We start from the raw sequence: 24,025 nt of genomic DNA on the forward strand, positions 1-24,025 counted from the left end.
CCCGTAAAAAATAAAATTGTAGTTTAGTAAGTTGAAAAGACTATTAACTTAGATTTTTTACCCAAATCATGAGTAACTTTAATACGATACAAAATAAGTTAGAAGCATTTATTAGGCGTTATTACACTAATGAATTGCTTAAGGGCGCTATCTTGTTTTTTGCAATTGGTCTACTTTATTTCTTATTCACACTTTTTATAGAACATATTTTATGGTTGAATACTACCTCAAGAACCGTTCTATTTTGGCTCTTTATTGCTGTGGAGCTCGGGTTGCTTATCAAGTTTATTTTTATTCCGTTAGCAAAATTATTCAAGCTTCAAAAAGGCATAAATTATAAAGCGGCTTCAAAAATTATAGGTATTCATTTTCCTGAAGTAAATGATAAGTTGTTGAATGTTTTACAGCTTAACGAAACAGATGCTAAATCGGAATTACTATTAGCAAGTATTGAGCAGAAGTCTTTAGAGCTGAAACCCGTTCCATTTAAACTAGCTGTTAACTTTAAGAAAAATATAGGGTATTTAAAATATGCTGCTATTCCTATTGCTATTTTGCTTTTAACTTTTTTTACAGGAAATTTTGATTGGTTTAATGATAGTTATAAGCGTGTTGTGCATTATAAAACGGCTTATGAACCACCAGCACCGTTTCAGTTTTTTGTGGTTAATGAAAACTTGAATGCTATAGAAAACAAAGATTTTAAGTTGATTGTGAAAACGGCCGGCGAGGTAACACCTGAAAGTGCTCAAATAACATATAACGATGAAACTTATTTTTTGCAACAAAAAGCCATTGGTGAGTTTGAATATGTTTTTACGCAACCAAAAGAACCTGTTACCTTTCAGTTATTAGCCAACGATGTAAGCTCAAAACCGTATACTGTTGATGTTATTAAAACACCTACGTTGTTAAGTTTCGAAATGGTTTTAGATTACCCGGGTTATACCAAAAAACGAGATGAAATTTTAAAAAGTACAGGGAATGCTTTAGTTCCTGAAGGCACACAAATAAAATGGCAGCTTAAAACAAAATCTACCGATAATGTTCACCTATTTGCCAAAGACACTTTAAAGTTTATCTCAGAAGAGAATGGGCTTTTCAAAGCTGCTAAGCAAGTATTTTCTAATTTTGACTATACACTTAGCACAAGTAATAAAGAGCTAAGAGACTATGAGAATTTAGCCTTTACTATTGATGTGGTTAAAGACGAATACCCTGAAATAAATATAAAAGTTGAAAAAGACAGTTTGGATTTACAAACCTTGTATTTCTATGGGCAGGTGAGTGACGATTATGGCTTTAACAAGTTACAATTGGTGTACTATCCTTCTGAAAATGAAAAGGATAAGCGTTTTGAAGCCATTCCAATTTCAAATTCTAACATTGCTGAATTTATTAGTGCTTTTCCAAATAATTTAAATATTGAAGAAGGTGTTTCTTATGAGTTGTATTTTCAAGTATTTGATAACGATAGGGTTAACCGATTCAAAAATGTAAAAAGCAGCGTGTTTACATATAGAAAACGTACTAAAGATGAAGAAGCCAAAAAGAATCTAGAAGAACAAAGTGAAACGATTAAAGATTTAGATAAGTCTTTAAAAAAGTTTGATGAACAGGAAAAAAAGTTGGAAGAGCTCACAAGAACTCAAAAGGAAAAATCGACTTTAAATTTTAATGATAAGAAGAAGTTGGAATCATTTTTTAAGCGTCAGAAACAACAAGACGACATGATGAAAAATTTCAACAAAAAGTTAAAAGATAATTTAGAAGAATTTCAAAAGGAAAACACAAAAGAGGACCAATTTAAAGAAGATTTAAAAGAGCGCTTAAAAGATAATGAAGAGAAGCTAAAAAAGGACGAAAAACTATTAAAGGAAATTGAAAAGCTTCAAGAGAAAATTAATCAAGAAGATTTAATTCAAAAACTAGATGAACTTGCAAAACAAAATAAAAATAAAAAGCGAAGTTTAGAACAGCTCTTAGAATTAACTAAACGTTTTTATGTAGAAAAGAAATTAGAAAAACTTAAGGAAGATTTAGATAAACTTGGAGATGAGCAAGAAAAATTATCGAATAAATCTGACGACGAAAACACCAAAGAAAAACAAGACGATCTAAACAAACAATTTGAAGAATATAAAGAGCAAATTGAAGACTTACAAAAAGAAAGTAATGATTTAAAAAAACCTATCGATATTCCAAGAGATAAATTAGATGAACAAGAAGTTGATATCGAACAGCAAAAAGCATCTGAAGCTTTAGAAGAGAAAGAGGTGCAGGATTCAAATCAAGAACAAAAAAAGCAAAATGCTCAAGACGCTAAAAAGAGTCAAAAGAAAGCCGCTCAAAAAATGAAAGAAATGAGTGCTCAAATGCAAAGCGCCATGCAAGGTGCTGGTGGAGAGCAAATGCAAGAGGACGTGGATATGTTACGTCAAATATTGGATAATTTGGTCTTATTTTCTTTTGATCAAGAAGCCTTAATGAATCAGTTTAAATCTATTGAAGAGAATAATAATAAGTTTGCAAGCTATCTTAAAAAGCAAAATAATTTGCGTGAACATTTCGAGCATATAGACGATAGTTTGTTTGCGTTATCACTTCGTCAACCAAAATTGTCAGAGCAGGTTAATAAAGAAATCACCGAAGTTTATTATAATATAGACAAAGCCTTGGCTTTATTGGCAGAAAGCCGGTTGTATCAAGGGGTTTCCAATCAACAATTTACCATTACAGCGGCTAATAATTTGGCCGATTTTTTAAGCAATGTCTTAGATAATATGCAAGAGAGTATGAGCATGTCTGCGGGTAAAGGAGGTCAGAGCGATATGCAGTTACCAGATATTATTATGAGTCAAGAAGAACTTAATAAGATGATGGAAGAGGGTATGAAGAAGGGAGAACAAGGGAAGCCTAAAGAAGGCGAAGGTAAAAAACCTGGAGAAGGGGAAAAGGAAGGTGAAGGTGAAAAAGAAGGTGAGAAAGGCAAAGAAGGTAAGTCTGGGAAAAACGGAAAAGAGAAAGGAGATCAAGGAGATCAAGAAGGTAAACAATCTGGTGGTGAAGGAGAAGGAACTAATGAAGGTGATAGTGAATTACTCTTTCAAATATATCAACAGCAACAACAATTGCGTCAAGCTTTACAAGATAAACTAGCTAAAGAAGGGAAAGGCGGAAATGGAGATGCTTTAGTTAGAGAAATGGAAGATATTGAGTTGGATTTATTAAATAAAGGGTTTACCCAACAAACGCTTCAAAAAATGTTGGAATTAAAACATCAATTACTAAAGCTTGAGAATGCTACTTTTCAGCAGGGTGAAGATGATAAGCGAGAATCCCAAACCAATAAAAAAAGTTTTGATAATAACTCCAACGATCAAATTCCAACGGCAAAACAATATTTTCAAACTACCGAAATATTAAATAGACAAGCTTTACCTTTGCAGCAAGTTTACAAAAAGAAAGTGCAAGAATATTTCAAAAAAGCAAATGATTAATTATAATTACGAAACAGATTTTAAATTAGATTCTGAGGAACAAATTTCTAAGTGGATTGCAGATACAATTTCTTCTGAAAATCATAAACATGATGAGATTAATTATGTGTTTTGTGACGATGAATACTTACATAAATTGAATGTGGAATTCTTAGACCATGATACGTTAACGGATATTATTAGTTTTGATTATTCAATAGGAAAAATTGTACAAGGTGATATTTTTATTTCTGTGGAACGGGTAGCGGATAATGCAAAAGATTTCGGAACTTCTTTTAACGATGAATTAAATCGCGTAATCATTCATGGTATTTTGCACTACTGTGGTTATAAAGACAAAACTGACGATGATGCTAAGCTGATGCGTGAAAAAGAGAATCACTACTTGTCTCAGCTTACAGAAGATTAAAGATTTCAATGTATATTTGCAAACTCAAATTATTAATGTGTTCCACGTGGAACAGTTTTTATTTGAACCTTATATCTTGTGTCATGTTATGGCGCACAAAATCATTTTAATTTAAATTAAGAGAAAGCATGTTTAACGAAGTTTATGATGTTATAGTTGTTGGAGCAGGGCACGCAGGAAGTGAAGCTGCTGCTGCTGCTGCTAATATGGGAAGCAAAACGCTGCTTGTTACCATGAACTTACAAAATATTGCACAAATGTCTTGTAATCCGGCTATGGGAGGAATTGCAAAAGGGCAAATTGTGCGGGAGATTGATGCTCTTGGTGGTTATAGTGGAATAGTTTCTGACACGTCTGCAATTCAATTTAAAATGCTTAATAAATCTAAAGGACCTGCAATGTGGAGTCCTAGGGTTCAAAGTGACAGAATGCGTTTTGCAGAAGATTGGAGATTGCTTTTAGAGGGAACACCAAATCTTGATTTTTATCAAGAAATGGTTGCTGGGTTAATTGTAGAGAACCATAAAGTTGTTGGTGTTAGAACATCTTTAGGAATTGAAATAAAAGCCAAGTCTGTTGTATTAACAAACGGCACTTTTTTAAATGGATTAATCCATATTGGAGATAAGAACTTTGGGGGAGGAAGAGCTGGTGAAAGAGCTGCTACTGGAATTACAGAACAACTTGTTAATTTAGGATTTGAATCTGGTAGAATGAAAACTGGAACACCGCCAAGAGTAGACGGTAGATCTTTAGATTATTCTAAAATGTTAGAACAGCCTGGTGATTTAAGTCCTGAAAAATTTTCATATTTAGATATTACAAAACCATTAGAGCATCAACGCTCTTGTTATATGACGTATACAAGTCTTGAAGTTCATGATTTGCTTCGTGAGGGGTTTGAAAGATCGCCTATGTTTAATGGCAGAATTAAAAGTTTGGGACCACGTTATTGTCCATCTATAGAAGACAAGATTAATCGTTTTGCTGATAAGGATAAACATCAATTATTTATAGAGCCTGAAGGATGGAATACTTGTGAGGTTTACGTGAATGGCTTTTCAACATCGTTACCAGAAGATGTTCAATTTAAAGCGTTGCGTTCTGTAGTTGGTTTTGAAAACGTGAAGTTTTTTAGGCCTGGATATGCTATTGAATATGATTATTTCCCGCCAACTCAACTGAAGCATACTTTGGAAACCAAGTTAGTTGATGGTTTGTATTTTGCTGGTCAAATTAACGGAACTACAGGTTACGAAGAGGCAGCTTCTCAAGGATTAATGGCTGGTATAAATGCAGCTTTAAAAGTTCAGGAAAAAGATGCCTTCACGTTAAAAAGAGATGAAGCTTACATTGGTGTTTTGGTTGATGATTTGATTACCAAAGGCACGGAAGAACCATATCGTATGTTTACCTCTAGGGCTGAATATCGAACCTTATTGCGTCAAGATAATGCAGATATAAGGTTAACACCAAAAGGATTTGAACTTGGTTTAGCTTCTGAAAAACGTTTAAAACGTATGGAAGAAAAACATGAAGCCGCCGAAAAGTTTGTGAGCTTTTTTGAGAATCAAAGTGTAAAGCCTGAGGTTATAAATCCAATTTTGGAAGCGAAAAATTCTGCTGCTGTAAAACAATCAGGAAAGCTTTTTAAAGTATTCGCTAGACCTAATATTGAAATGGAAGATGTTAGAAAAGTGGATACTGTTGAAGCTTATATTCAAAGTAATAATTTGGATAGGGAGGTAATTGAGCAAGCTGAAATTCAAGTTAAATACGCTGGATATATCGCAAAAGAAAAAAACAATGCTGATAAGTTAACTAGGTTAGAGTATGTGAAAATCCCTGAGAATTTTGATTATTCACAAATCAAATCTATGAGTTTTGAGGCGCGGGAAAAGTTGAAAAAAATACAACCAACAACCGTTTCTCAAGCATCAAGAATTAGTGGAGTATCACCTAATGATATTTCTGTTTTATTGGTTTATATGGGAAGATAAATTAATGTGTTCCACGTGGAACGTTCTAGTTTTTGATTAAGTTTTATTAGTGGATGACAATGGTAATACATGGGAAAAAGGATAGTATTTATATTGATTTTAATGGTGTCATTTGTTTCTTGTAAAAAGAAAACATCCAATATAGTAATAGCCGAAATGTATTATAATGTTTTGAATAATTCTGATTATTCAAAAGTCCCATTGCTATTTCCGGATAGTATTACAACCAAAGAAGGTGATTATAAAAAAGTTTTTTCTCAATCAGATTACATTGAGTTTTTAAAATGGGATTCTGTTTTTAAACCAAAATACAAGTTTCTTGAGATTAATGAAAAGGTGGATGCCGTTTTTGTTAAGGTTTCTCAAAAGGATAAAAGAATTATTTTTTTAAACGAAGAACCTATAATTACTAATCAAGTTTTTAGGTTTAAAGAAGGTAAAATTTCTAGTATTGAAATAATAGATTATATCGTTTTTAACGATACGGCCTTTATAAGAAATAGGACTAAACTTTTAAATTGGGTTAAAGAAAATCATCCAGAATTAAATGGTTTTTTATATAATCAAACTGAAAATGGAGGATTAAAATTTTTAAAAGCCATAGAATTGTATCAGGAAGCAAATTAATAAGTATTTGATTTTTAATGAAAAATAAATCTGTTTTTTTAACCGTAAAAGACCACTCCGTTTCTGGCGAAGCATTTCAATTGATTAGGAATTCTGAATATGGTTTTTTAGAAACTACACCACAACCATCTTTAGATAAATTACCAGATTATTATAAAAGCGAAGACTATATTTCGCATACAGATTCTAAAAGAAATCTATTCGAAAAAGTATATCATTTAGTCAGAACTATTTCCTTAAAAAAGAAGTTGAATTTAATTAATTCATTTCAATCTGAAGAAAAAACACTTTTAGATATTGGATGTGGAACTGGTGATTTTTTAGAAACAGCACAGGAAAATAATTGGAAGGTTTTTGGCATTGAGCCAAACCAAGAAGCAAGACAAATAGCCAATAAAAAAACAAACGAGTCTGTTTTTCAAACAGAACAACTTTTAAGATTTGAACCTAATAGTTTTGATGTGATTACTCTTTGGCATGTTTTAGAACACTTGCCAAATTTAGAGGATCATATAACTATCTTTAAAAAACTTTTAAAACTGAATGGAACGTTGTTAATTGCTGTTCCAAATTATGAAAGTTACGATGCAAAATATTATAAAGAGTTTTGGGCTGCTTTAGATGTGCCAAGACACCTTTGGCATTTTAATCAAACATCAATTTCTAATTTAGTTTCAAAACAATCTTTTAAAGTGCAAAAAGTAAAACCTATGTGGTTTGATTCATTTTATGTGAGTATGCTTTCTGAAAAATATAAATCTGGAAAGATGAATCCTATTAAAGGTTTTTGGTATGGTATGCTTTCAAATATTAAGGCAATGCGTTCAAAAGAGGCTTCATCTTTAATTTATATCATTAAAAACGGTTAAAATTAATTCTAATGAACACCACGCCTTCAATACCTTTATAAACAACCAAATACTAGGCGGTTTTTTAAAAGTGTCTTAAATCGCTTTATGTGAATCCGTTTTCAATAGGAATTGACTATTTAATTTTAATTTTGATATAAGTATTGTTTATATGTTAAATTCAAACCAATTCCGCTTTCATTTTTAACTTACTTTGTTATTTTTGTTCGGATTAAAAAATCATCCTAACCAAAAAAATACAAACTGATGAAAAATATAATTTATGTAGTGTTAGCAATGTTAATATTTGCTTCTTGTGAAAAACCAAACAAAATCGCTTTTGTTAATAACGGAACATTAATTAACGATTACCAAGAAAAGAAAGATGTTGAAGCTAAGTTTCAATTAAAAGAAGAAGCTTTTAGAAAAAGAGCAGATAGTATAAGTCAAGCATTTCAAGAAGAGGCACAAAAAGGACAAACAGAAGCACAACGATTAGCAAGAAGTAATAGAAAGAAAGCGGAAGCATTAATGACTGGGTTACAACAAAAGCAACAACAATTACAACAGCAAATGCAAGTAGAGCAACAACAATTAACGCAATCATTTCAATCTGAAATAGATTCTGTAATTGTTAACGTTAAAAATTTTGTACACGATTACGGAAAAACTAATGGTTATAACTACATATTAGGAACTAGTGATGCCGCTGCAACGGTTATGTATGGTGCAGAACAAAGTGATTTAACACAAACAATTTTAGACGCTTTAAATGCTGATTATAAAAAGGAGTAAATAGTACTTTTAAATATTTTAAAGTCTTTTCTTCTGTAGAAGGAAAGACTTTTTTTATACATTAATTTCGTTTTTTTAAATTTAAGTAATTGATTATCAATATTTTATGATTTTAAAGAGACTATGAAAACCAATAACATTCAACGCATTGCTTTAAGCACTTACTTCTTTTTGTCTGGGTTATGTTTTTCTTCTTGGGCATCTAGAATACCTACCATTAAAGACTTCTTTAATCTAAACGATGCACAATTAGGAACTATATTATTGGTCATGCCATTAAGCGCTTTATTGGGGACAGTAGTTTCTGGGTGGTTAGTTTCAAAGTTTGATAGCCGTGACCCATTGGTTGTATCTTTCTTGCTTTTTGCTGGGGCTTTAATGGGGATTTCGTATGTAAAAAACACATTTTTACTGATTGTTTTATTAGGCCTTTTTTCTATTTCTTTAAGGGTGTTAAATATTGCTATGAATGCCCAATCTATAGAACTTCAGAAGACATTTAAAAAGAAAATAGTAGGGTCTTTTCATGCTATTTGGAGCTTAGGAGGTGTAGTTGGCGTTTTGTTTTCTACAGCTATGGTTAAACTAGGAGTAGCTATGGAAACACATCTCACCATAATTGCTGTTATAACCATTTTAGGATCTTTAATAGCCTATAAATTTTCGTTAACTAACGATAGATCACAAACAGGAAACAAGTTAATTTTAGGTAAGCCCGATCCGTTTATTATATTTTTGGGGCTATTGATATTTTGTGCTGCAATATGCGAAGGTGGTATGTACGATTGGAGTGGTATCTATTTTAAAGAAGTAGTGAAAGAAGATATATTTACTTATGGATATTTATTATTCATGATTTGCATGACAACTGCGAGATTTTTCACAGACGGTTTATTAGATAGATTAGGTATGCCTGTAATGTATATAATTAGCGGTTTACTTATTTCAACAGGGATCTTATTAGCCATAGTGTTTCCCGAATTTTGGACTGCTCTTATTGGCTTTTGTTTAGTAGGTATAGGTGTGTCTCCAATTTTCCCTATGACTTATATGTTGGCAGGAAAATCGAAAAAATATTCACCAGGAATGGCCATTTCAATAATAGGAACTTATGCTATAGTAGGTATGTTTATTGGGCCCCCTTTAATCGGCTATTTATCGCATGCTTTTGGGTTAAAATATGCGTTTTTAATATTGCTTTTTTGCGGTTTAATGTTTATCCCAATCTCACAATTGTTTTTCAAAAACCAAAAAAACCCAGATCTAGATTAAAGAATAAACGTAGAATTAAAATACACTAGGAAATAGTACACTTATTTAATTATTATAAGTATCAATTAACTCATCATCAACTTCAAAATAAGGCTTTAATTTTATGCGAATGTTTCTTGCTAGACCCATTGCCAGAAGTTGGGTTAATAATTACAAACCAAGTTTTGGATAAGGTATCTATTACTCCGCCTTTTTATGAAGTAATCGCGTTAATTTTATGGATAAATCTGTCAAAATAATTTTCGAATTTCCGTTACGTTCAATATGGTAAATAGCATCCTGTAGTTCGTTACTAATATCCATAATGTTATTGCCATGCACAAAAGGCGCAAAATTTTCAAGCTTAAATTTCTCGGTTTTTGGTTCTAAATACACCAAATCTGTAGCGTTATAATTCAGTAATAAAGCCTGACGAAAAAAGTCTAAACAAAAATTTAAAAACTGCTTTTGGGTTTCTCGACCTGTTTTAGCAATATCTTCGCTCCAAGAAATTAAATCGTGTATAGCCGCTTTATTTCCTTTGGCTTTAAAAGCACTACGAATCCAGAAAACAAACCAAGTCTCAAACTGAATATCTTCAGAATCTTGATACACTAAATCGCAAGCCTTATTATAGTTTCCGTTAGATTGGTGTGCAATTTTCGTGGCTACACCAACATCAATATTATACTGTTTAATTAAAGCATCTTTAACAACCTCTTCGGCCAATGGCGGAAAATGTAATATTTGGCAACGCGACCTAATGGTGTTAATAATCTGCTCTTCATCTTCAGCAATTAACAAGAAAATAGTTTTGTTTGGCGGCTCCTCTATTAGCTTTAAAAGTTTGTTGGCACAAGGTGTGTTCATTTTTTCAGCCATCCAAATTAGCATCACTTTGTGACCGCCCTCGTAAGATTTCAGCGTAAGCGATTTTACAATCTCATGCGCTTCTTCAACACCAATTTGCCCTTGCTTATTATCAACACCCAATAGCTTATACCAATCAAAAAGGTTGCCGTAAGGCTGTTCTTTTAAAAGCTGGCGCCACTCTTCAAGATAAAAGCTAGAAACAGGTTTACTTTTTACCTTATCGCTTGTAGTTACTGGAAAAGCAAAATGCAAATCTGGGTGCGAAAAGTTTTTAAACTTTAGGTTACAAGCTTCGTTTCCGGTAATATTCTCACCACCAGAATTCGAGCATAAAATGTATTGCGCATAGGCTAAAGCCATTGGTAAAGCACCAGAACCCTCATTACCAACAAATAATTGAGCATGTGGTATTCTACCATTATCAACACTTTGTGTGAGGTGGTTTTTAATATGAGTCTGGCCTAAAATATCTTCAAAAAGCATAAAACAAACCTACATAAATTTTATTAGAAGTTAAATATCAAAAAAGGAGTAAAGTGCAAAGGTTTTTATTGGGCGTTACCACACCCTTCGACTGCGCTCAGGGCAGGCGGTCGGGCTATTATCTATATCTTTTATATAAAAAAAGTAGAACAACGATACGATTGCAATCTGTCACCGCGTGTTAATTGGCTAACTTCATGTTTAAAATTAAACATTTGTTCGTTTTTATATAGCTTCGATAATCGGAGTTGTAAACCATTAAATGGTAATTATTAGCATTTAATTTAACATTATATAATAGACAAAAAGACCGCTAGGCCTTTCCTAGGTGGTCTTTTTGTTTGTAATTAATTTTATAGGGTGTTGGGCCTAGTTATTTTGTATCAGGTTCTATCCAATCGGCATTTCTAGCAAACAATATATATTGAGCATAATCAGTTGTGTTTGTACCTTCTAAAATATCGTAAGCATCCCAAATCGTTATTAGTTTTTTAACTTTTGTACCTCTAGACGATTTTAAATAAGGCGATCCATCAGCATCTAATTTAAGTAAACTAATTGTATGTGGTTTTGTTACTTTTTTGTAGTCGGCAATACCTTTTATGTACATAAATAACCTATTATCTTGCGAGTACTTAAATCTGGTAAAGTCTTTTCCTTTATCTTGCATAAACTTTGGTAGCGCTCTGCTATCTACCGTTAATCTAGAATCTACATATAAGGTGTTTAAACTAACTATTTTGTTAGTGTAAGGCAATGTGCTGTCTTTTTTAATACGTCCGGCAAAAGTATAGTTATATGCTTGTAAAGTATGAGAAAAACCTAATGCGCTATAAATGTTTTTATCCTTCCATTGATTTTGTGCATATAATCTTTTGAAATTTTCATACATAAAGGCGTCTCTGCTTCTTGTCTTTTTGTAATTTGATAGATTGAAAGCTATGTTTTTTAATAAATTGTGAGTTGCATTGTCTAATCGTGATTTTTCTTGGTTCAAAATAGTACTAAGTTTATTTTTGGACCATGAAATTAAAGAGTCATTTTCACTATTAATATCTTTATGGTATGTCTCTGGAAGTTTATCTTTTAATAGTTTTCTAATTAAATCAAAGTCGGCAATTCTATCAATTCCAATAAGATTAAACTTTTTGTTTTCGGGAAGTTGATAGTAATATGCTCTCATTTTCGCCCATTTATTTCTATGTTGTTCTGAAATTCTGCCAATATAAACGGGCCATTTTTTTAATATTTCTTTCAATTCAATCTCATCGGAACCCTTTATATATTCTTGAATATAATAGCCCTGAGCAATATCCATCTCTGCCAAATAAGTATTTATATTTATTGTTTCGTTAAGCTTAGTAAATAGTGCGAAATCAATTCTTGGCGATGTTTTAACCTCGTGAACTTCGCCAACTAAAAAGAGATTATTATTATAAAAACTGTCGTCAAGAGAATTAAACTGAAGTGAATCTGACATTTTTATAACTTCTGTATGGTCCTTTAAATAGTTAACATATTTACCAGAAGAACAACTTGTTAAAGATAGTATTGAAACGGCTAAGATAAAAAGTATACGTGTTTTCATTTGTTTGTTTTTTAAGTTCTCAACAAAGAGAAAACATAAAAACAAAAGAAAAAAAAGAGTGTGATTAACCTGAAGTTTTTGGGTTAAAATTGAATGACTTGGGCTAATTTTGAAGCTACTGGGACGAATTTGAAAGCCTTTTATTTAGGGCTTTATAGTAAACTTGAGAAATTGGGATAGTCTCTTCGGTTGCAGAGATTCTTATAAAACGCTTTCTAGCATTTCCCTCTACAGTTTTAAGGTAATCAAGATTTACCAAGTAAGATCGATGCACTTGCCACGCTTTAGGTAATTGCTTCATAATATTGGATAGTGTGCTACGGAAAGTTTTTTGCTGCATACCATTTTCTGTATTAAAAAAAACATCTACATAATTTTGTTGTGCTTTCGCGAAAATAAAATCCGATTCAAAAATGGTTAAACTTTCTGATTTATTGTTTCCAATAATAGTAACACTTTTAATTTTTTTAGTAGTTGATTTATCATACATAGGCACTTCTATTTGACCATATTTAGAACGTAAGTAAAGCCATAAAGGAACTACAATAGGTGTAAAAGGTAACCCAAATGATATGATAAAAACTTTTATTGATTCGTTAGTAAACGATGGTAAACCACTAATCACAAAAAAGTGATAAAAAAATGAAAAAACAAATATTAAAAAAAGTGTTGTAATAATGTAAATACACTCGTTAAGGATAAACCAGCGGTTTGTTTGGATTTTGTAAATGTAATTTTCAATAGGGTGAATAATTACTAAAGGAATTATAATACAAATAGCATAACCCGAAAGTATTAAGTATTTGTATGAGAAATTATTACTATTATCAAAAGGTTCCAAGGTCATTAACAAAACCGGTATTAATGCACCCAATATTAAAGCAATAATAAAAGTATGTTTCCAATTTTTGGTGTACGCTATAGTTTTATTTAAAGAAATCATTATGCTCTACAATTGCTTTTGTACTTAAAAAATGGTTTAAGTTATTTCTATCCAATGAGTATGTTAAACGAAATTAATTGATTTTTTCGACAAAGCCAAGTGTAGTATTAGCTGCTAAGAATTAATAAAAAATCTGTAGGTTGGTTTAACTGTTTGTTATATGATTTCGTTGCATGTTTATGCACTAAATTTATCAAACCAAGTACAGATATAAAATTCCAGCGGAATTTTCCAAATAAGAACAACCAAAACAATTAATTATACAAGGTGTAACCCATAGTTTTATTTCAAATTTTCAATCATCTCAATTATCGCGTTAATTACAATTGTTGGCTCAGAGTAATGTATGTAATGTCCGCTATTAAGTGTGCTTATCAGTTTCGCTTTCGGTTTATCGTCAATCCAATTGTTAAATAATACTTTCTTAATCTTAATATCTTCAGGTTTGAAAGGTGGTGGCGGAATTTGATAAGATGCTATTAGTGTAATTGGAATATCCATTGGAAAATCAATTGTTTTCATTTCCTTTTCCATATTTGAAATTTCCTTAAATTCATTTTGAATAGCAATAGATTTAGTGGCGTAAAACCCTTGCATTCCTTTTGTAATCATATCTGCTTCTGCCTCTGTTTTAGTTGCCAATATTCTTTTCATTAGATTTTCGTGAGATGGGTCAACGAATACTAATCCAAGAACTTTTTCAGGATATAAATCTTGAAATTTTCGTATTATAAATCCCCCTAACGAATGACCAACCAAAACGTAAGGGCCGTCAATTTTATTATCTTCTAGAAAATCATTTAATTCAGAGGCAAGATTATCTATATTTCTAGGTTTTTCAGTTGGCGAAGATTCACCTAAACCAAGTCTATCATAACTTACTGTGCTAGCGATTTTAGAAATACTGTCTTGTATTTGGCTCCAGCCCTTTAATGATTCTCCTAATCCAGATTCAAATACCACTACAGGACTACCTGTTCCTTTTCTATTAAAATTAACGCTGTTATCTTTTATGTCTTTTTGCGCATAACAATTTAGAGTGATTGAACAGATTAAAACGAATAAAGAGAATGTCGTTTTCATGTTGTCTAGTTTAATGTTTAGTAATAATACCTAAGTTAATTAATCTAACAATCTTTTATATAGATAGTTAAGCGAAGGTAGCCGAATTTTTTTTGCAAAATCAAGTTGTGCAACAATATCCCTTTTAGGTTTTGTTTCAAAAAAAGTAGTTAAAACATAATTATTTATTTGTTTTAATCCATTAAATACTTAGCTACAAAAGCGAGATACCACTAAAATTAAATTTTTATTTCAAGCTATATCGTTTTCGTGAAAAAAGTCGTTTTTTATCGCTTTATAATTAGTTACATTTGTGTTTCAAATAGTTAAAAAACAAAAACATATATACATGAAAACGCTTAACGACTTTAATTTCGAAAATAAAAAAGCTTTAATAAGAGTAGATTTTAATGTGCCTTTAAATGAGAATTTTGAAGTTACAGATGCCACAAGAATTGTATCTGCAAAACCAACTATTATTAAAATTTTAGAAGATGGCGGAAGCTGTATTTTAATGTCGCATTTAGGGCGCCCAAAAGGATTTCAAGATGAATTTTCATTAAAACATATAGTAAGTAAAGTAGAAGATGTTTTAGGTGTTGAAGTAAAAATACTTGCCGATTGTATTGGTGAAGATGTTGAAGCTGCTGCAGCAAATTTACAACCAGGTGAAATTCTATTACTTGAAAACTTACGTTTTTATAAAGAAGAAACAGCAGGCGATGTAGACTTTGCAGAAAAACTATCAAAATTAGGAGACATTTATGTAAATGACGCCTTTGGTACTGCGCACAGAGCACACGCTTCAACAACTATTGTTGCTCAATTTTTTGAAGGTAAAAAATGCTTTGGTAGCTTATTAGCTCAAGAAATTGAAAGCATTAATAAAGTTATGGAAACAGGAGAAAAACCTGTTTTAGCTATTCTTGGTGGTGCAAAAGTATCTTCAAAAATTACTATTATTGAAAACATTCTAGATAAAGTAGATCACCTAATTATTGGTGGTGGTATGGCGTTTACGTTTGTGAAAGCGCAAGGCGGAAAAATTGGGAATTCTATATGTGAAGACGATAAAATGCCATTAGCCTTAGATATTTTAAAGCAAGCTAAAGAGAAAAACGTTCAAATTCATATTCCTGTTGATACTATTGCTGCCGATGATTTTAGTAACGATGCAAATAAACAAACGGTAGATATTAATGCGATTCCTGATGGATGGGAAGGTGTTGATGCTGGACCAAAATCTATCAAACTATTTCATGATGTAGTAATGCAATCAAAAACAATTCTTTGGAACGGACCATTAGGTGTTTTTGAAATGGAAAGTTTTGCAAACGGAACTATAGAATTAGGAAACTCAATTGCCGAATCAACTAAAAATGGTGCTTTTTCTCTTGTTGGAGGAGGCGATTCTGTTGCTGCTGTAAAGCAATTTGGTTTTGAAGATAAAGTAAGCTACGTAAGTACTGGTGGAGGCGCTATGCTTGAAAGCTTAGAAGGGAAAACACTTCCTGGTATTGCTGCTATTTTAAAATAAATTAAGAAGCCAAAAAGGTTTTTAAAACCTGAGAGGTCTTAATATATTTTGTTCTTAGTAAAATAAATACGATTTTAGCCATAACATCATTCATTAATGAATAGATTTTATGGCTTTTCGGTTTTTTATAATATTAGGTTTTCTAAATATTAGTGTTTGTTTTGCACAAACGCAAGACTCTATTTCAATTCAAAATGTTCCTGTTCAAAATAGTGTTATTAAAGACACTATTGAAGTAAAGCACACCGCTGTTGTTAGAGACTCATCTGTAATAGATAACACCCTTGTTGTTAAAGTTATTGAGGCGGAAATAGATAGCACATCAATCAAAAACTTAAAAGACAACGAATTTGTTTTAAAGCTAGACGACGCTTGGTTTGAAGAGCTGTATAGTAATAGGTTATACGACACGATATATAAAACGGTTACTGAGTTAGATTATAAGCCTGTTGATTACCCAGAATTACACACAGATACCCTTAAAGCAAGATTAAAAGAGCTAGATGCTAAAACGCCTTTTAATGTAGAATATAATCCATCGTTAGAAAGTGTAATAAAATCTTATTTAAAACACAGACGAAACTCTATACAAAAACTTTTAACATTAAGTGAATTCTATTTCCCGATGTTTGAGCGTGAATTAGATTTATATGATATTCCTTTAGAAGTAAAATACTTAGCCATTGTAGAATCGGCATTAAAACCAAGAGCAAGATCTAGAGTAGGCGCCACAGGTTTATGGCAATTTATGTTTGGTACCGGAAAAGAATATGGCTTAGATGTAAGCAGTTATGTCGATGAACGTAGCGACCCTATAAAATCTACCGAAGCAGCAGCAAAGTATTTAGCACGTTTATATAAAATTTTTGGCGATTGGGATTTGGCTTTAGCGGCTTATAATTCTGGACCAGGAAATGTTGGTAAAGCCATTCGTCGTTCTGGTGGTTATAGAAATTACTGGAATATCCGTCATAATTTACCACGAGAAACCGCTGGTTATTTACCAGCGTTTTTAGCTAACATGTATATTTTTGAATATGCTAAAGAACATGGTTTTAAAAAGTATAAACCAGAATTAGCATATTTTGAAACCGACACCGTAAGGGTAAAACAAATGATTACGCTCGATCAAGTATCTGAAGCCACAGGAACACCTATTGAGGAGCTTCAGTTTTTAAACCCTTCATATAAGTTAGATATTATTCCGTTTATAAAAGGCGAAAACTATGTGTTGCGTTTACCTCGAGATGTTGTGGGTACATTTGTAAATAATGAAGATAGAATTTATGCGTTTGCTAAAGCAGAATTTGATAAGCGTGAAAAACCAATGCCTCAATTTTCTAATGCTGATACTAAAACAACATACCGTGTAAAATCTGGTGATTATTTAGGTAAAATTTCAAGACTTTATGGGGTTAGGGTTAGTGATATAAAAAAATGGAATGGTTTAAGAAGTAATAATCTAAAAATAGGGCAACGCTTAACAATTTATCCTCGAAAGCCTAATATTAACGCTACGTCTTCCGCGAAAGCGAAAATAAAACCCAAACCTATTTCTGGCGAAGTAATTAACTATATAGTTAAAAACGGAGACTCGTTGTGGAGCATTTCTCAAAAATTTCCTGGAGTTTCTATTCAAGATATTAAAGATTGGAACGGTATTAGTGGTAGTAAATTAAAACCCGGAATGACACTTAAAATAGCTAAGGGTTAAATTTTAAAAACAAAAACATATTATGAGAAATCTATTTTTTTCAGTTTTGGCGTTATTAGTTTTAATGTCTTGCGGCGATAAGAAGCCAAACCAAAAATTTCTTCCAGATGCATCTGGAGCTATGAATAATGTATCTGTTGTTACAGAAAATGATTTATGGGAAGGTCGCATAGGAGAGGCTATTAGAAGCATACTTGCAAAACCAATTTACGGATTGCCTCAAGATGAGCCTATGTTTACAATTAGTCAAATTCCAACTTCTGTTTTCTCTGGTTTTGTTACTAAAAATAGAACGGTATTAAAAATTGAAACCGGTAAAGAAGAAGGTTTTACAATTACAGATGATGTTTATGCAAGACCACAGAAAGTAATAGTAGTTTCTGGTAAAACAAAAGAAGCTATTATAAATGTTATTAAAGAAAATGAATCTAAAATTATTGAGACTTTTAGAAATGCTGAGTTAACCGAGAGACAACGTCAAATGTCTAAATCGCCACATAGTTTTACATCTATAAAAGAAAAATTAGGTTTAACTATTCAGTTTGCATCAATTTATGAACTTGCTAAAGAAACTGATAACTTCTTTTGGTTTAGAAAAGATATTACAACAGGACACTCACATATTATGATTTATGAATTGCCTTTTGATGCCATTAAAAGAAATGATAGTACTGTAAATCAAATCATTAAAATTAGAGATTCTATAGGGAAATCTTACTTTAAAGGCCGATTGGATGAAACGGTGAATGCAGACGGAAAAACAGTAAGCTCTTTTATGATAACTGAAGATGCATATACACCGTTTCATGCCGAAACAATTTTAGATAATAAACCTGCTTTTGAAACTAAAGGCCTTTGGGAATTAACCAATGACTTTATGGGAGGGTCGTTTATAAATTATACGGTTGAAGATAAAGTTAATAAAAGGTGGATAGGAATTGAAGGCTTTGTTTTTGCACCATCTGTTGAAAAACGAAATTATATGTTAGAGCTAGAATCTGTTATAAAATCTTTAAAAATAGAGTAACTCAAAAAGGTATATTAACACAAAAAACCAGCTCAATGAGCTGGTTTTTTGTGTTTGAATAAATATAGAATTTACCCTTTTTTATCTTCGGTAGAATCTTCGTCTTCTTTACTAGCGTCTTTAAATTCTTTAATTCCGCTACCTAATCCACGCATTAATTCTGGTATTTTTTTACCTCCAAATAAAAGTAAAACAGCCAAAACAATTAATGCTATTTGCCAAGGTCCAATTGCTAATGGTAACATGTATAACGTCATAATAATGATTTTAAAGTACAAAGTTAATAATTAAAGTTTAATAAAAGCGTTTTACCCGTAACTTTAGCATAAGTAGACCCAACACTTGTAATAAATTTATTTATTTTTGTTTTGCATGGAGGATAAAAAAAAGAAACCCAAAAAGATAAAGCGTAAGCTGCTAGATAAGTATCGGTTAATGATACTTAATGAAAATACTTTTGAAGAGCGCTTATCATTTAAATTAACACGATTAAATGTATTTGTATTAACGTCTTTGTTGGCTATAATGCTTATTACATTAACCTACTTGTTAATTGCGCTAACACCATTGCGTGAATATATTCCTGGTTATTCGTCTACTGCATTAAAAAAGAAAGCGACCGAGTTAAGCTATAAAACAGATTCTTTACAGCAAGTTATTCAAATGAATGACCGTTTGTACGAATCAATAAAAAATGTATTATCAGGTGAGGTAAATGCTGTAGATTTTAATAAAGATTCAATTATTGAGGCCGTAAAACTGGAGGCTAGCGAGGTCGATTTAAACCCTATAGCAGAAGACTCTTTACTTCGAGAAAAAGTTGATAAAGAGGATAAATATAATCTTTTTGAATCTGCAACATCAGCTACAAATTTCGTTTTGTTTCCTCCAGTAAGTGGCACTATTAGTGAACATTACAATGCAAAAGAAAAACACTATGCCGTAGATATTGTAGTCGCAAAAGACACGCCTATTAAATCAGTAGCCGATGGTATTGTAGTTTTTGCAGAGTGGACATCTAGTACAGGTTATGTTATGATTCTGGAGCATAGTTACGGCTTAATTTCAATTTATAAACACAACGCCTCTTTAACAAAAGAACAAGGCGATTTAGTTAAGGCTGGTGAAGTTATTGCTACAGCAGGAAATTCAGGAGAATTATCTACAGGGCCTCATTTACATTTCGAACTTTGGAACGATGGCTATCCCATTAACCCAACAAATTTTATAGATTTTAAATGAAAATAGCTTGTGGTAATGGATTCATTTTAATAACTATTTTAATAATGATTTTTGGTTTTTCTTCTTGTGAAAAGCAAAAGCAAAAAACGTTTCATGAGGATATAATTTATCAAACCCTTTTAAATAAAACAGAATTATTTAATAGCGAAAGTATTGATTTTTTTAAAATCACTTACAAATCCGAGGGTTTAAAAATCGGAGGTTTTATAGCAAAACCCATTCAAAAAAAACCGTTTAAACTACCAACAATAATTTTTTGCAGAGGAGGTAATCAAAGTTATGGGATGCTTGATGCGTTTCAGCTTAAAATGCTTAATGATTTAAGTTTAAAAGGCTTTGTTGTTTTGGCGTCTCAATTAAGAGGTAATACAGCAAGTGAAGGTGTTGATGAATTTGGCGGAGAAGATGTAAATGATATATTAAAACTTATTGATATTGCTAAAGATTTAGATTTTGTTGATGAAAAAAACATTAATATTTTGGGGTATTCGCGAGGAGGTATGAATGCCTATCAAGTATCTAAATTAACAGATAATATTAATAGTGTTGCGGTTGTAGGTGCACCTACAAATAAATTTGAATCTATTAAATTTAGAGAAAACATGTATCATAATGTTTACAAGCCTTTGTTTGGAGATACTATTAATAATAGAGAAGAATATATAAAACGATCTCCAATATTTTGGCATGAAAAAATAAACGAACCACTACTGATTCTTCATGGATCAGATGATAATAGAGTAGCAATGGAAGAAGCCCAACAGCTTATCGATTCATTAAAATTATCAAACAAAAAAGACTTTAAGTTTAAGATATTTGATGGCGGAAATCATATCTTATCAAATGTCTCAAAAAGGGATAGTTTAATTATTAATTGGTTTAAATTACATTCTAAATAAATGTTATCATTAAAATCTGCTTTAGCAAAACCATTTGCAAAACGAGTTTATAAAAAAGTTCAGAAATGGGCAAATAACCCTATAGCCACTCAGGAAAAAGTCTTTCAAGAATTAATTTCTGAAGCCGCTAGTACAGCCTTTGGGAAAGATCATGATTTTATAAGTATAAATAATCACAATGATTTTGTACAACGAGTTCCAATAAGAGATTATGAAGCATTAAAACCTTATGTTGAGAAGGTGGTTGCTGGTGAAGAAAATATTCTTTGGAAAGGGAAACCACTTTATTTTGCAAAAACTTCTGGAACCACTTCGGGTTCTAAATATATTCCAATTACTAAAGAAAGTATGCCTAGTCATGTGGAGGCAGCCAGAAATGCTATCCTACTTTATATTCATGAAACCGGCAATGCTAAATTTGTAGATGGTAAAATGATTTTTTTACAAGGAAGTCCAATTTTAAATGAGCAAAACGGGGTGCAATTAGGAAGACTTTCTGGTATTGTAGCGCATTACGTGCCTAAATATTTACAAAAAAACAGATTACCTTCTTGGGAAACCAATTGTATTGAAGATTGGGAAACAAAAGTAGATGCTATAGTTGAAGAAACGTTGCCAGAAAACATGACTATTATTTCTGGAATTCCATCTTGGGTACAAATGTATTTTGAAAAGCTTCAAGATAAAACAGGAAAAAAAGTAGGCGATATTTTTAAAAATTTCAATTTATTTATTTTTGGAGGTGTTAATTATGAGCCTTACAGAGCAAAATTCGAAAATCTTATAGGACGAAAAGTAGATAGTATAGAGTTGTATCCCGCTAGCGAAGGCTTTTTTGCTTTTCAAGATAAGCAAGATGAAAAAGGGATGTTACTGCAGCTTAATTCAGGTATTTTTTACGAATTTATTAAAGCAGATGAATTTTTTGAAGACAACCCTAAAAGAATTACTATTGCAGATGTTGAGGTAGGTGTAAACTATGTCATGATAATATCAACAAATGCAGGGCTTTGGGCTTATAATATTGGAGATACTGTAGAGTTTACATCAATTAAACCATATCGTGTTATTGTATCAGGTAGAATAAAGCATTTTATTTCAGCATTTGGCGAGCATGTAATTGGTAAAGAAGTAGAGCAGGCTATGCAAGAAGCTATTTTAAATTCGAATATTAGTGTTTCAGAGTTTACGGTGGCCCCTCAAATTAACCCTAAAAATGGTTTGCCTTATCATGAATGGTTTGTTGAATTTGAAAACGAACCAGAAAACCTTTCCGCTTTAGCGAAAAAAATTGATGCTTCACTTCAAAAACAAAACAGCTATTATTTTGATTTAATACAAGGGAGTGTTTTACAGCCATTAAAGATTACTAAAGTTAAAAAAGGCGGGTTTCAAGACTATATGAAATCTATTGGGAAATTGGGCGGACAGAATAAGCTTCCTCGATTATCTAATGATAGGAAAATCGCAGATAATTTTCCGTATAAAAATTAACACAAATAGTATTATCTTTGACCCAACCAAACAAAACTATGAGTAGTAAAAAACATCATGCTAGAACGCGCGCTCAAGAAAGCACTAATGCTATTGAACGGATGTATGTCACTATGCGTCACCTGTTTAATCGAGGCTTTTATAAGCCTATGGGAGTTTCGGGTGAAACTTTAAGGCAAGCATTATTGCTTTTACGTCCAGAAATTTATGGGTCGATAGGTGATGAAAAAGCAGAATTAGAAGGTTTGCTTTATGTTATAGACCGATTACCACATGGTATTGAAGAGTGTACTTTTATTAATTTAACTAGTGATGAAGGGTATTCTAATTCGCATTTTAAAACTATAATTCCGGAAAAACGTCGTCGTAATTGTTATCGAATTGATGACGAGCAGATGAATATTGAAATTACACGAGGCCGATCTGAAATTTACGATATACTAACACATCTTACCTTTCTTTTTGTTGAATCTCATAAAATAAGTAACCGTGTAGTTATTGATGAAGAGGGTTTAACAACTAGAGATTGGATTAAACTTGAAAAAGCAGTATTATCTAAAAAGAAACTTACTCAAGAAGAGAGAGAAGTTGCTATTACCCATACAGCGAATATTTTAGGTAGAACTTTTAATGAATTGACAACGGTTTACGATGAGTTTGCTACACCAACACAACCTGAACGACTATTGCATATTGTGTATTGGTTGGGTAAATTAGCAATTGAAGAACTTGTAAATAATAATAAACGTACAGTAACTTTTAGCCCTGTATTAAGAGAGCGTATTGGGCACCACATACATGGGGAGATTTGGGCAAACACAGTCAAGGATCATTTATTTAAAAACAATTTATTAGAAAGACCCATTCATATTATAAGTGCGAATATGCATAGTGTTATGAATACGCTTTTTACTCCAAATGCATTAAAGCCAATAGTCTCTAAAAAAGATATTTTTGAAGTGTACGAATCATTAAGTGATAAGGAAAATAATGATCTCCGCAATAAAGTGACAAAAGAGGCGTTGCAAAAAGGGATGATTTATATTAAAGATACTTCTGGAGCAAATATTGATGTGCAAATTTTTGATACTGCAAAAATTGATGCTTCAAAATTAGATATTAATACAAATGAAGTAGGTTTGAATCAAAAAAAACCTGTTATATTGGTCATGGATTATGCTTTTGGAGAACAAGCCTATGAAACTATAGATGAATTATTGAAACCTTATAAACCCAAAGAAAAGAAAATACATTTAAATGTAGAGTCAGTTTCTATTATGGGTAAAGCAGGTATATTAGAAGGTGGTAAAGGGGATATTATGATACCTTCGGCACATATTTTTGAAGGAACTGCTGATAATTATCCTTTTGAAAACGAATTAAAAAGAGAAGATTTAGAAGGGCAAGGTGTAAATGTTTACGAAGGCTCGATGATTACAGTTTTAGGAACATCGCTTCAAAACAAAGACATTTTAAAATTCTTTTACGATTCAACATGGAATGTAATAGGTTTAGAAATGGAAGGTGCGCATTACCAAAAAGCGATTCAAGCTGCTTCGAAAGTAAGAGGTAGTATTGGACCAGATGTAAAGGTAAGATACGCATATTACGCTAGTGATAATCCTTTAGAAACAGGAGCAACATTAGCATCTGGAGGTTTAGGCACATCGGGTGTTAGGCCAACATATTTAATAACAAGAACGATATTAGAACAAATATTTAATTAATTTGAA

General features: G+C 31.8%; 19 protein-coding genes. 14 read left to right on the forward strand and 5 right to left on the reverse strand.

Going from position 1 to position 24,025, the window contains the following annotated elements; all coding sequences use genetic code 11:
• The first annotated feature begins 68 nt into the window (after positions 1-68).
• From SJY43_RS04230 to SJY43_RS04260, 7 genes are all read left to right on the forward strand, one after another.
• Entirely contained in the window at positions 69-3,500 is a 3,432-nt protein-coding gene (locus tag SJY43_RS04230; RefSeq protein WP_396602597.1) for a DUF4175 family protein, read from the forward strand.
• Positions 3,493-3,909, forward strand: a complete 417-nt coding sequence (ybeY, locus tag SJY43_RS04235; protein ID WP_396602598.1) for an rRNA maturation RNase YbeY — start codon at positions 3,493-3,495, stop codon at positions 3,907-3,909. Before SJY43_RS04230 ends, ybeY begins: the two co-directional genes overlap by 8 nt.
• A gap of 128 nt (positions 3,910-4,037) precedes the next feature.
• The gene (gene mnmG / locus SJY43_RS04240; RefSeq protein ID WP_396602599.1) at positions 4,038-5,909 is read left to right on the forward strand and encodes a tRNA uridine-5-carboxymethylaminomethyl(34) synthesis enzyme MnmG; all 1,872 of its coding nucleotides are present in this window, start codon (positions 4,038-4,040) and stop codon (positions 5,907-5,909) included.
• Positions 5,910-5,978: 69 nt separating this feature from the next.
• A complete protein-coding gene (locus SJY43_RS04245; RefSeq protein ID WP_396602600.1) occupies positions 5,979-6,536 on the forward strand; it encodes a hypothetical protein in 558 nt (185 codons plus the stop codon).
• 17 nt (positions 6,537-6,553) lie between these two features.
• Positions 6,554-7,405, forward strand: a complete 852-nt coding sequence (locus tag SJY43_RS04250; RefSeq protein WP_396602601.1) for a class I SAM-dependent methyltransferase — start codon at positions 6,554-6,556, stop codon at positions 7,403-7,405.
• A 246-nt stretch (positions 7,406-7,651) separates the two neighbouring features.
• Positions 7,652-8,179, forward strand: a complete 528-nt coding sequence (locus tag SJY43_RS04255) for an OmpH family outer membrane protein (protein WP_396602602.1) — start codon at positions 7,652-7,654, stop codon at positions 8,177-8,179.
• A gap of 123 nt (positions 8,180-8,302) precedes the next feature.
• On the forward strand, positions 8,303-9,451 hold the full coding sequence (locus SJY43_RS04260; protein ID WP_396602603.1) for an MFS transporter: 1,149 nt from the start codon (positions 8,303-8,305) through the stop codon (positions 9,449-9,451).
• A 180-nt stretch (positions 9,452-9,631) separates the two neighbouring features.
• Here SJY43_RS04260 and SJY43_RS04265 read toward each other — a convergent pair whose 3' ends face one another.
• The 4 genes from SJY43_RS04265 to SJY43_RS04280 all read right to left on the reverse strand — a co-directional run bounded on the left by SJY43_RS04265 (position 9,632) and on the right by SJY43_RS04280 (position 14,400).
• Entirely contained in the window at positions 9,632-10,786 is a 1,155-nt protein-coding gene (locus SJY43_RS04265) for an ATP-binding protein (protein ID WP_396602604.1), read from the reverse strand.
• A gap of 373 nt (positions 10,787-11,159) precedes the next feature.
• Positions 11,160-12,374, reverse strand: a complete 1,215-nt coding sequence (locus SJY43_RS04270) for a hypothetical protein (RefSeq protein WP_396602605.1) — start codon at positions 12,372-12,374, stop codon at positions 11,160-11,162.
• A gap of 115 nt (positions 12,375-12,489) precedes the next feature.
• Positions 12,490-13,317 carry a LytTR family DNA-binding domain-containing protein gene (locus SJY43_RS04275; RefSeq protein WP_396602606.1) on the reverse strand — a complete coding sequence of 276 codons (828 nt, stop codon included), beginning with the start codon at positions 13,315-13,317 and terminating at the stop codon, positions 12,490-12,492.
• Positions 13,318-13,599: 282 nt separating this feature from the next.
• Positions 13,600-14,400 carry an alpha/beta fold hydrolase gene (locus tag SJY43_RS04280; RefSeq protein WP_396602607.1) on the reverse strand — a complete coding sequence of 267 codons (801 nt, stop codon included), beginning with the start codon at positions 14,398-14,400 and terminating at the stop codon, positions 13,600-13,602.
• Between the two features lie 328 nt (positions 14,401-14,728).
• Here SJY43_RS04280 and SJY43_RS04285 point away from each other — a divergent pair, with 328 nt between their 5' ends.
• The 3 genes from SJY43_RS04285 (at position 14,729) to SJY43_RS04295 (ending at position 18,657) form a co-directional block, all read left to right on the forward strand.
• On the forward strand, positions 14,729-15,916 hold the full coding sequence (locus SJY43_RS04285; protein WP_396602608.1) for a phosphoglycerate kinase: 1,188 nt from the start codon (positions 14,729-14,731) through the stop codon (positions 15,914-15,916).
• Between the two features lie 109 nt (positions 15,917-16,025).
• Positions 16,026-17,630 (forward strand): LysM peptidoglycan-binding domain-containing protein, encoded by a 1,605-nt coding sequence (locus SJY43_RS04290; RefSeq protein ID WP_396602609.1) that lies wholly within the window; start codon positions 16,026-16,028, stop codon positions 17,628-17,630.
• A 22-nt stretch (positions 17,631-17,652) separates the two neighbouring features.
• Positions 17,653-18,657, forward strand: a complete 1,005-nt coding sequence (locus SJY43_RS04295; RefSeq protein WP_396602610.1) for a DUF4837 family protein — start codon at positions 17,653-17,655, stop codon at positions 18,655-18,657.
• Between the two features lie 71 nt (positions 18,658-18,728).
• On the opposite strand, the gene tatA is transcribed toward SJY43_RS04295, so the two are convergent.
• Entirely contained in the window at positions 18,729-18,914 is a 186-nt protein-coding gene (gene tatA, locus SJY43_RS04300) for a twin-arginine translocase TatA/TatE family subunit (protein ID WP_396602611.1), read from the reverse strand.
• A gap of 115 nt (positions 18,915-19,029) precedes the next feature.
• On the opposite strand from tatA, the gene SJY43_RS04305 reads away from it, so the two are divergent.
• Genes SJY43_RS04305 through SJY43_RS04320 form a run of 4 tightly spaced genes read left to right on the forward strand, consistent with a single transcriptional unit; the run spans position 19,030 to position 24,019 of the window.
• Complete coding sequence (locus SJY43_RS04305; RefSeq protein ID WP_396602612.1) at positions 19,030-19,899, forward strand: M23 family metallopeptidase; 870 nt, start codon at positions 19,030-19,032, stop codon at positions 19,897-19,899.
• Positions 19,896-20,798 (forward strand): alpha/beta hydrolase family protein, encoded by a 903-nt coding sequence (locus tag SJY43_RS04310; RefSeq protein WP_396602613.1) that lies wholly within the window; start codon positions 19,896-19,898, stop codon positions 20,796-20,798. Before SJY43_RS04305 ends, SJY43_RS04310 begins: the two co-directional genes overlap by 4 nt.
• Positions 20,799-22,292 (forward strand): GH3 auxin-responsive promoter family protein, encoded by a 1,494-nt coding sequence (locus SJY43_RS04315; RefSeq protein ID WP_396602614.1) that lies wholly within the window; start codon positions 20,799-20,801, stop codon positions 22,290-22,292.
• A 38-nt stretch (positions 22,293-22,330) separates the two neighbouring features.
• On the forward strand, positions 22,331-24,019 hold the full coding sequence (locus SJY43_RS04320) for a DUF6909 family protein (RefSeq protein WP_396602615.1): 1,689 nt from the start codon (positions 22,331-22,333) through the stop codon (positions 24,017-24,019).
• The last annotated feature ends 6 nt before the right edge of the window (positions 24,020-24,025 follow it).

Source organism: Algibacter sp. R77976 (assembly GCF_044594645.1).
GTDB lineage: Bacteria > Bacteroidota > Bacteroidia > Flavobacteriales > Flavobacteriaceae > Algibacter_B.

Excerpts from the sequence above, each read along its gene's own strand:
- SJY43_RS04230 (WP_396602597.1), top strand. The coding sequence starts at position 69 with ATGAGTAACTTTAATACGATACAAAATAAGTTAGAAGCATTTATTAGG.
- ybeY (WP_396602598.1), top strand. The coding sequence starts at position 3,493 with ATGATTAATTATAATTACGAAACAGATTTTAAATTAGATTCTGAGGAA.
- mnmG (WP_396602599.1), top strand. The coding sequence starts at position 4,038 with ATGTTTAACGAAGTTTATGATGTTATAGTTGTTGGAGCAGGGCACGCA.
- SJY43_RS04245 (WP_396602600.1), top strand. The coding sequence starts at position 5,979 with ATGGGAAAAAGGATAGTATTTATATTGATTTTAATGGTGTCATTTGTT.
- SJY43_RS04250 (WP_396602601.1), top strand. The coding sequence starts at position 6,554 with ATGAAAAATAAATCTGTTTTTTTAACCGTAAAAGACCACTCCGTTTCT.
- SJY43_RS04255 (WP_396602602.1), top strand. The coding sequence starts at position 7,652 with ATGAAAAATATAATTTATGTAGTGTTAGCAATGTTAATATTTGCTTCT.
- SJY43_RS04260 (WP_396602603.1), top strand. The coding sequence starts at position 8,303 with ATGAAAACCAATAACATTCAACGCATTGCTTTAAGCACTTACTTCTTT.
- SJY43_RS04265 (WP_396602604.1), bottom strand. The coding sequence starts at position 10,786 with ATGCTTTTTGAAGATATTTTAGGCCAGACTCATATTAAAAACCACCTC.
- SJY43_RS04270 (WP_396602605.1), bottom strand. The coding sequence starts at position 12,374 with ATGAAAACACGTATACTTTTTATCTTAGCCGTTTCAATACTATCTTTA.
- SJY43_RS04275 (WP_396602606.1), bottom strand. The coding sequence starts at position 13,317 with ATGATTTCTTTAAATAAAACTATAGCGTACACCAAAAATTGGAAACAT.
- SJY43_RS04280 (WP_396602607.1), bottom strand. The coding sequence starts at position 14,400 with ATGAAAACGACATTCTCTTTATTCGTTTTAATCTGTTCAATCACTCTA.
- SJY43_RS04285 (WP_396602608.1), top strand. The coding sequence starts at position 14,729 with ATGAAAACGCTTAACGACTTTAATTTCGAAAATAAAAAAGCTTTAATA.
- SJY43_RS04290 (WP_396602609.1), top strand. The coding sequence starts at position 16,026 with ATGGCTTTTCGGTTTTTTATAATATTAGGTTTTCTAAATATTAGTGTT.
- SJY43_RS04295 (WP_396602610.1), top strand. The coding sequence starts at position 17,653 with ATGAGAAATCTATTTTTTTCAGTTTTGGCGTTATTAGTTTTAATGTCT.
- tatA (WP_396602611.1), bottom strand. The coding sequence starts at position 18,914 with ATGACGTTATACATGTTACCATTAGCAATTGGACCTTGGCAAATAGCA.
- SJY43_RS04305 (WP_396602612.1), top strand. The coding sequence starts at position 19,030 with ATGGAGGATAAAAAAAAGAAACCCAAAAAGATAAAGCGTAAGCTGCTA.
- SJY43_RS04310 (WP_396602613.1), top strand. The coding sequence starts at position 19,896 with ATGAAAATAGCTTGTGGTAATGGATTCATTTTAATAACTATTTTAATA.
- SJY43_RS04315 (WP_396602614.1), top strand. The coding sequence starts at position 20,799 with ATGTTATCATTAAAATCTGCTTTAGCAAAACCATTTGCAAAACGAGTT.
- SJY43_RS04320 (WP_396602615.1), top strand. The coding sequence starts at position 22,331 with ATGAGTAGTAAAAAACATCATGCTAGAACGCGCGCTCAAGAAAGCACT.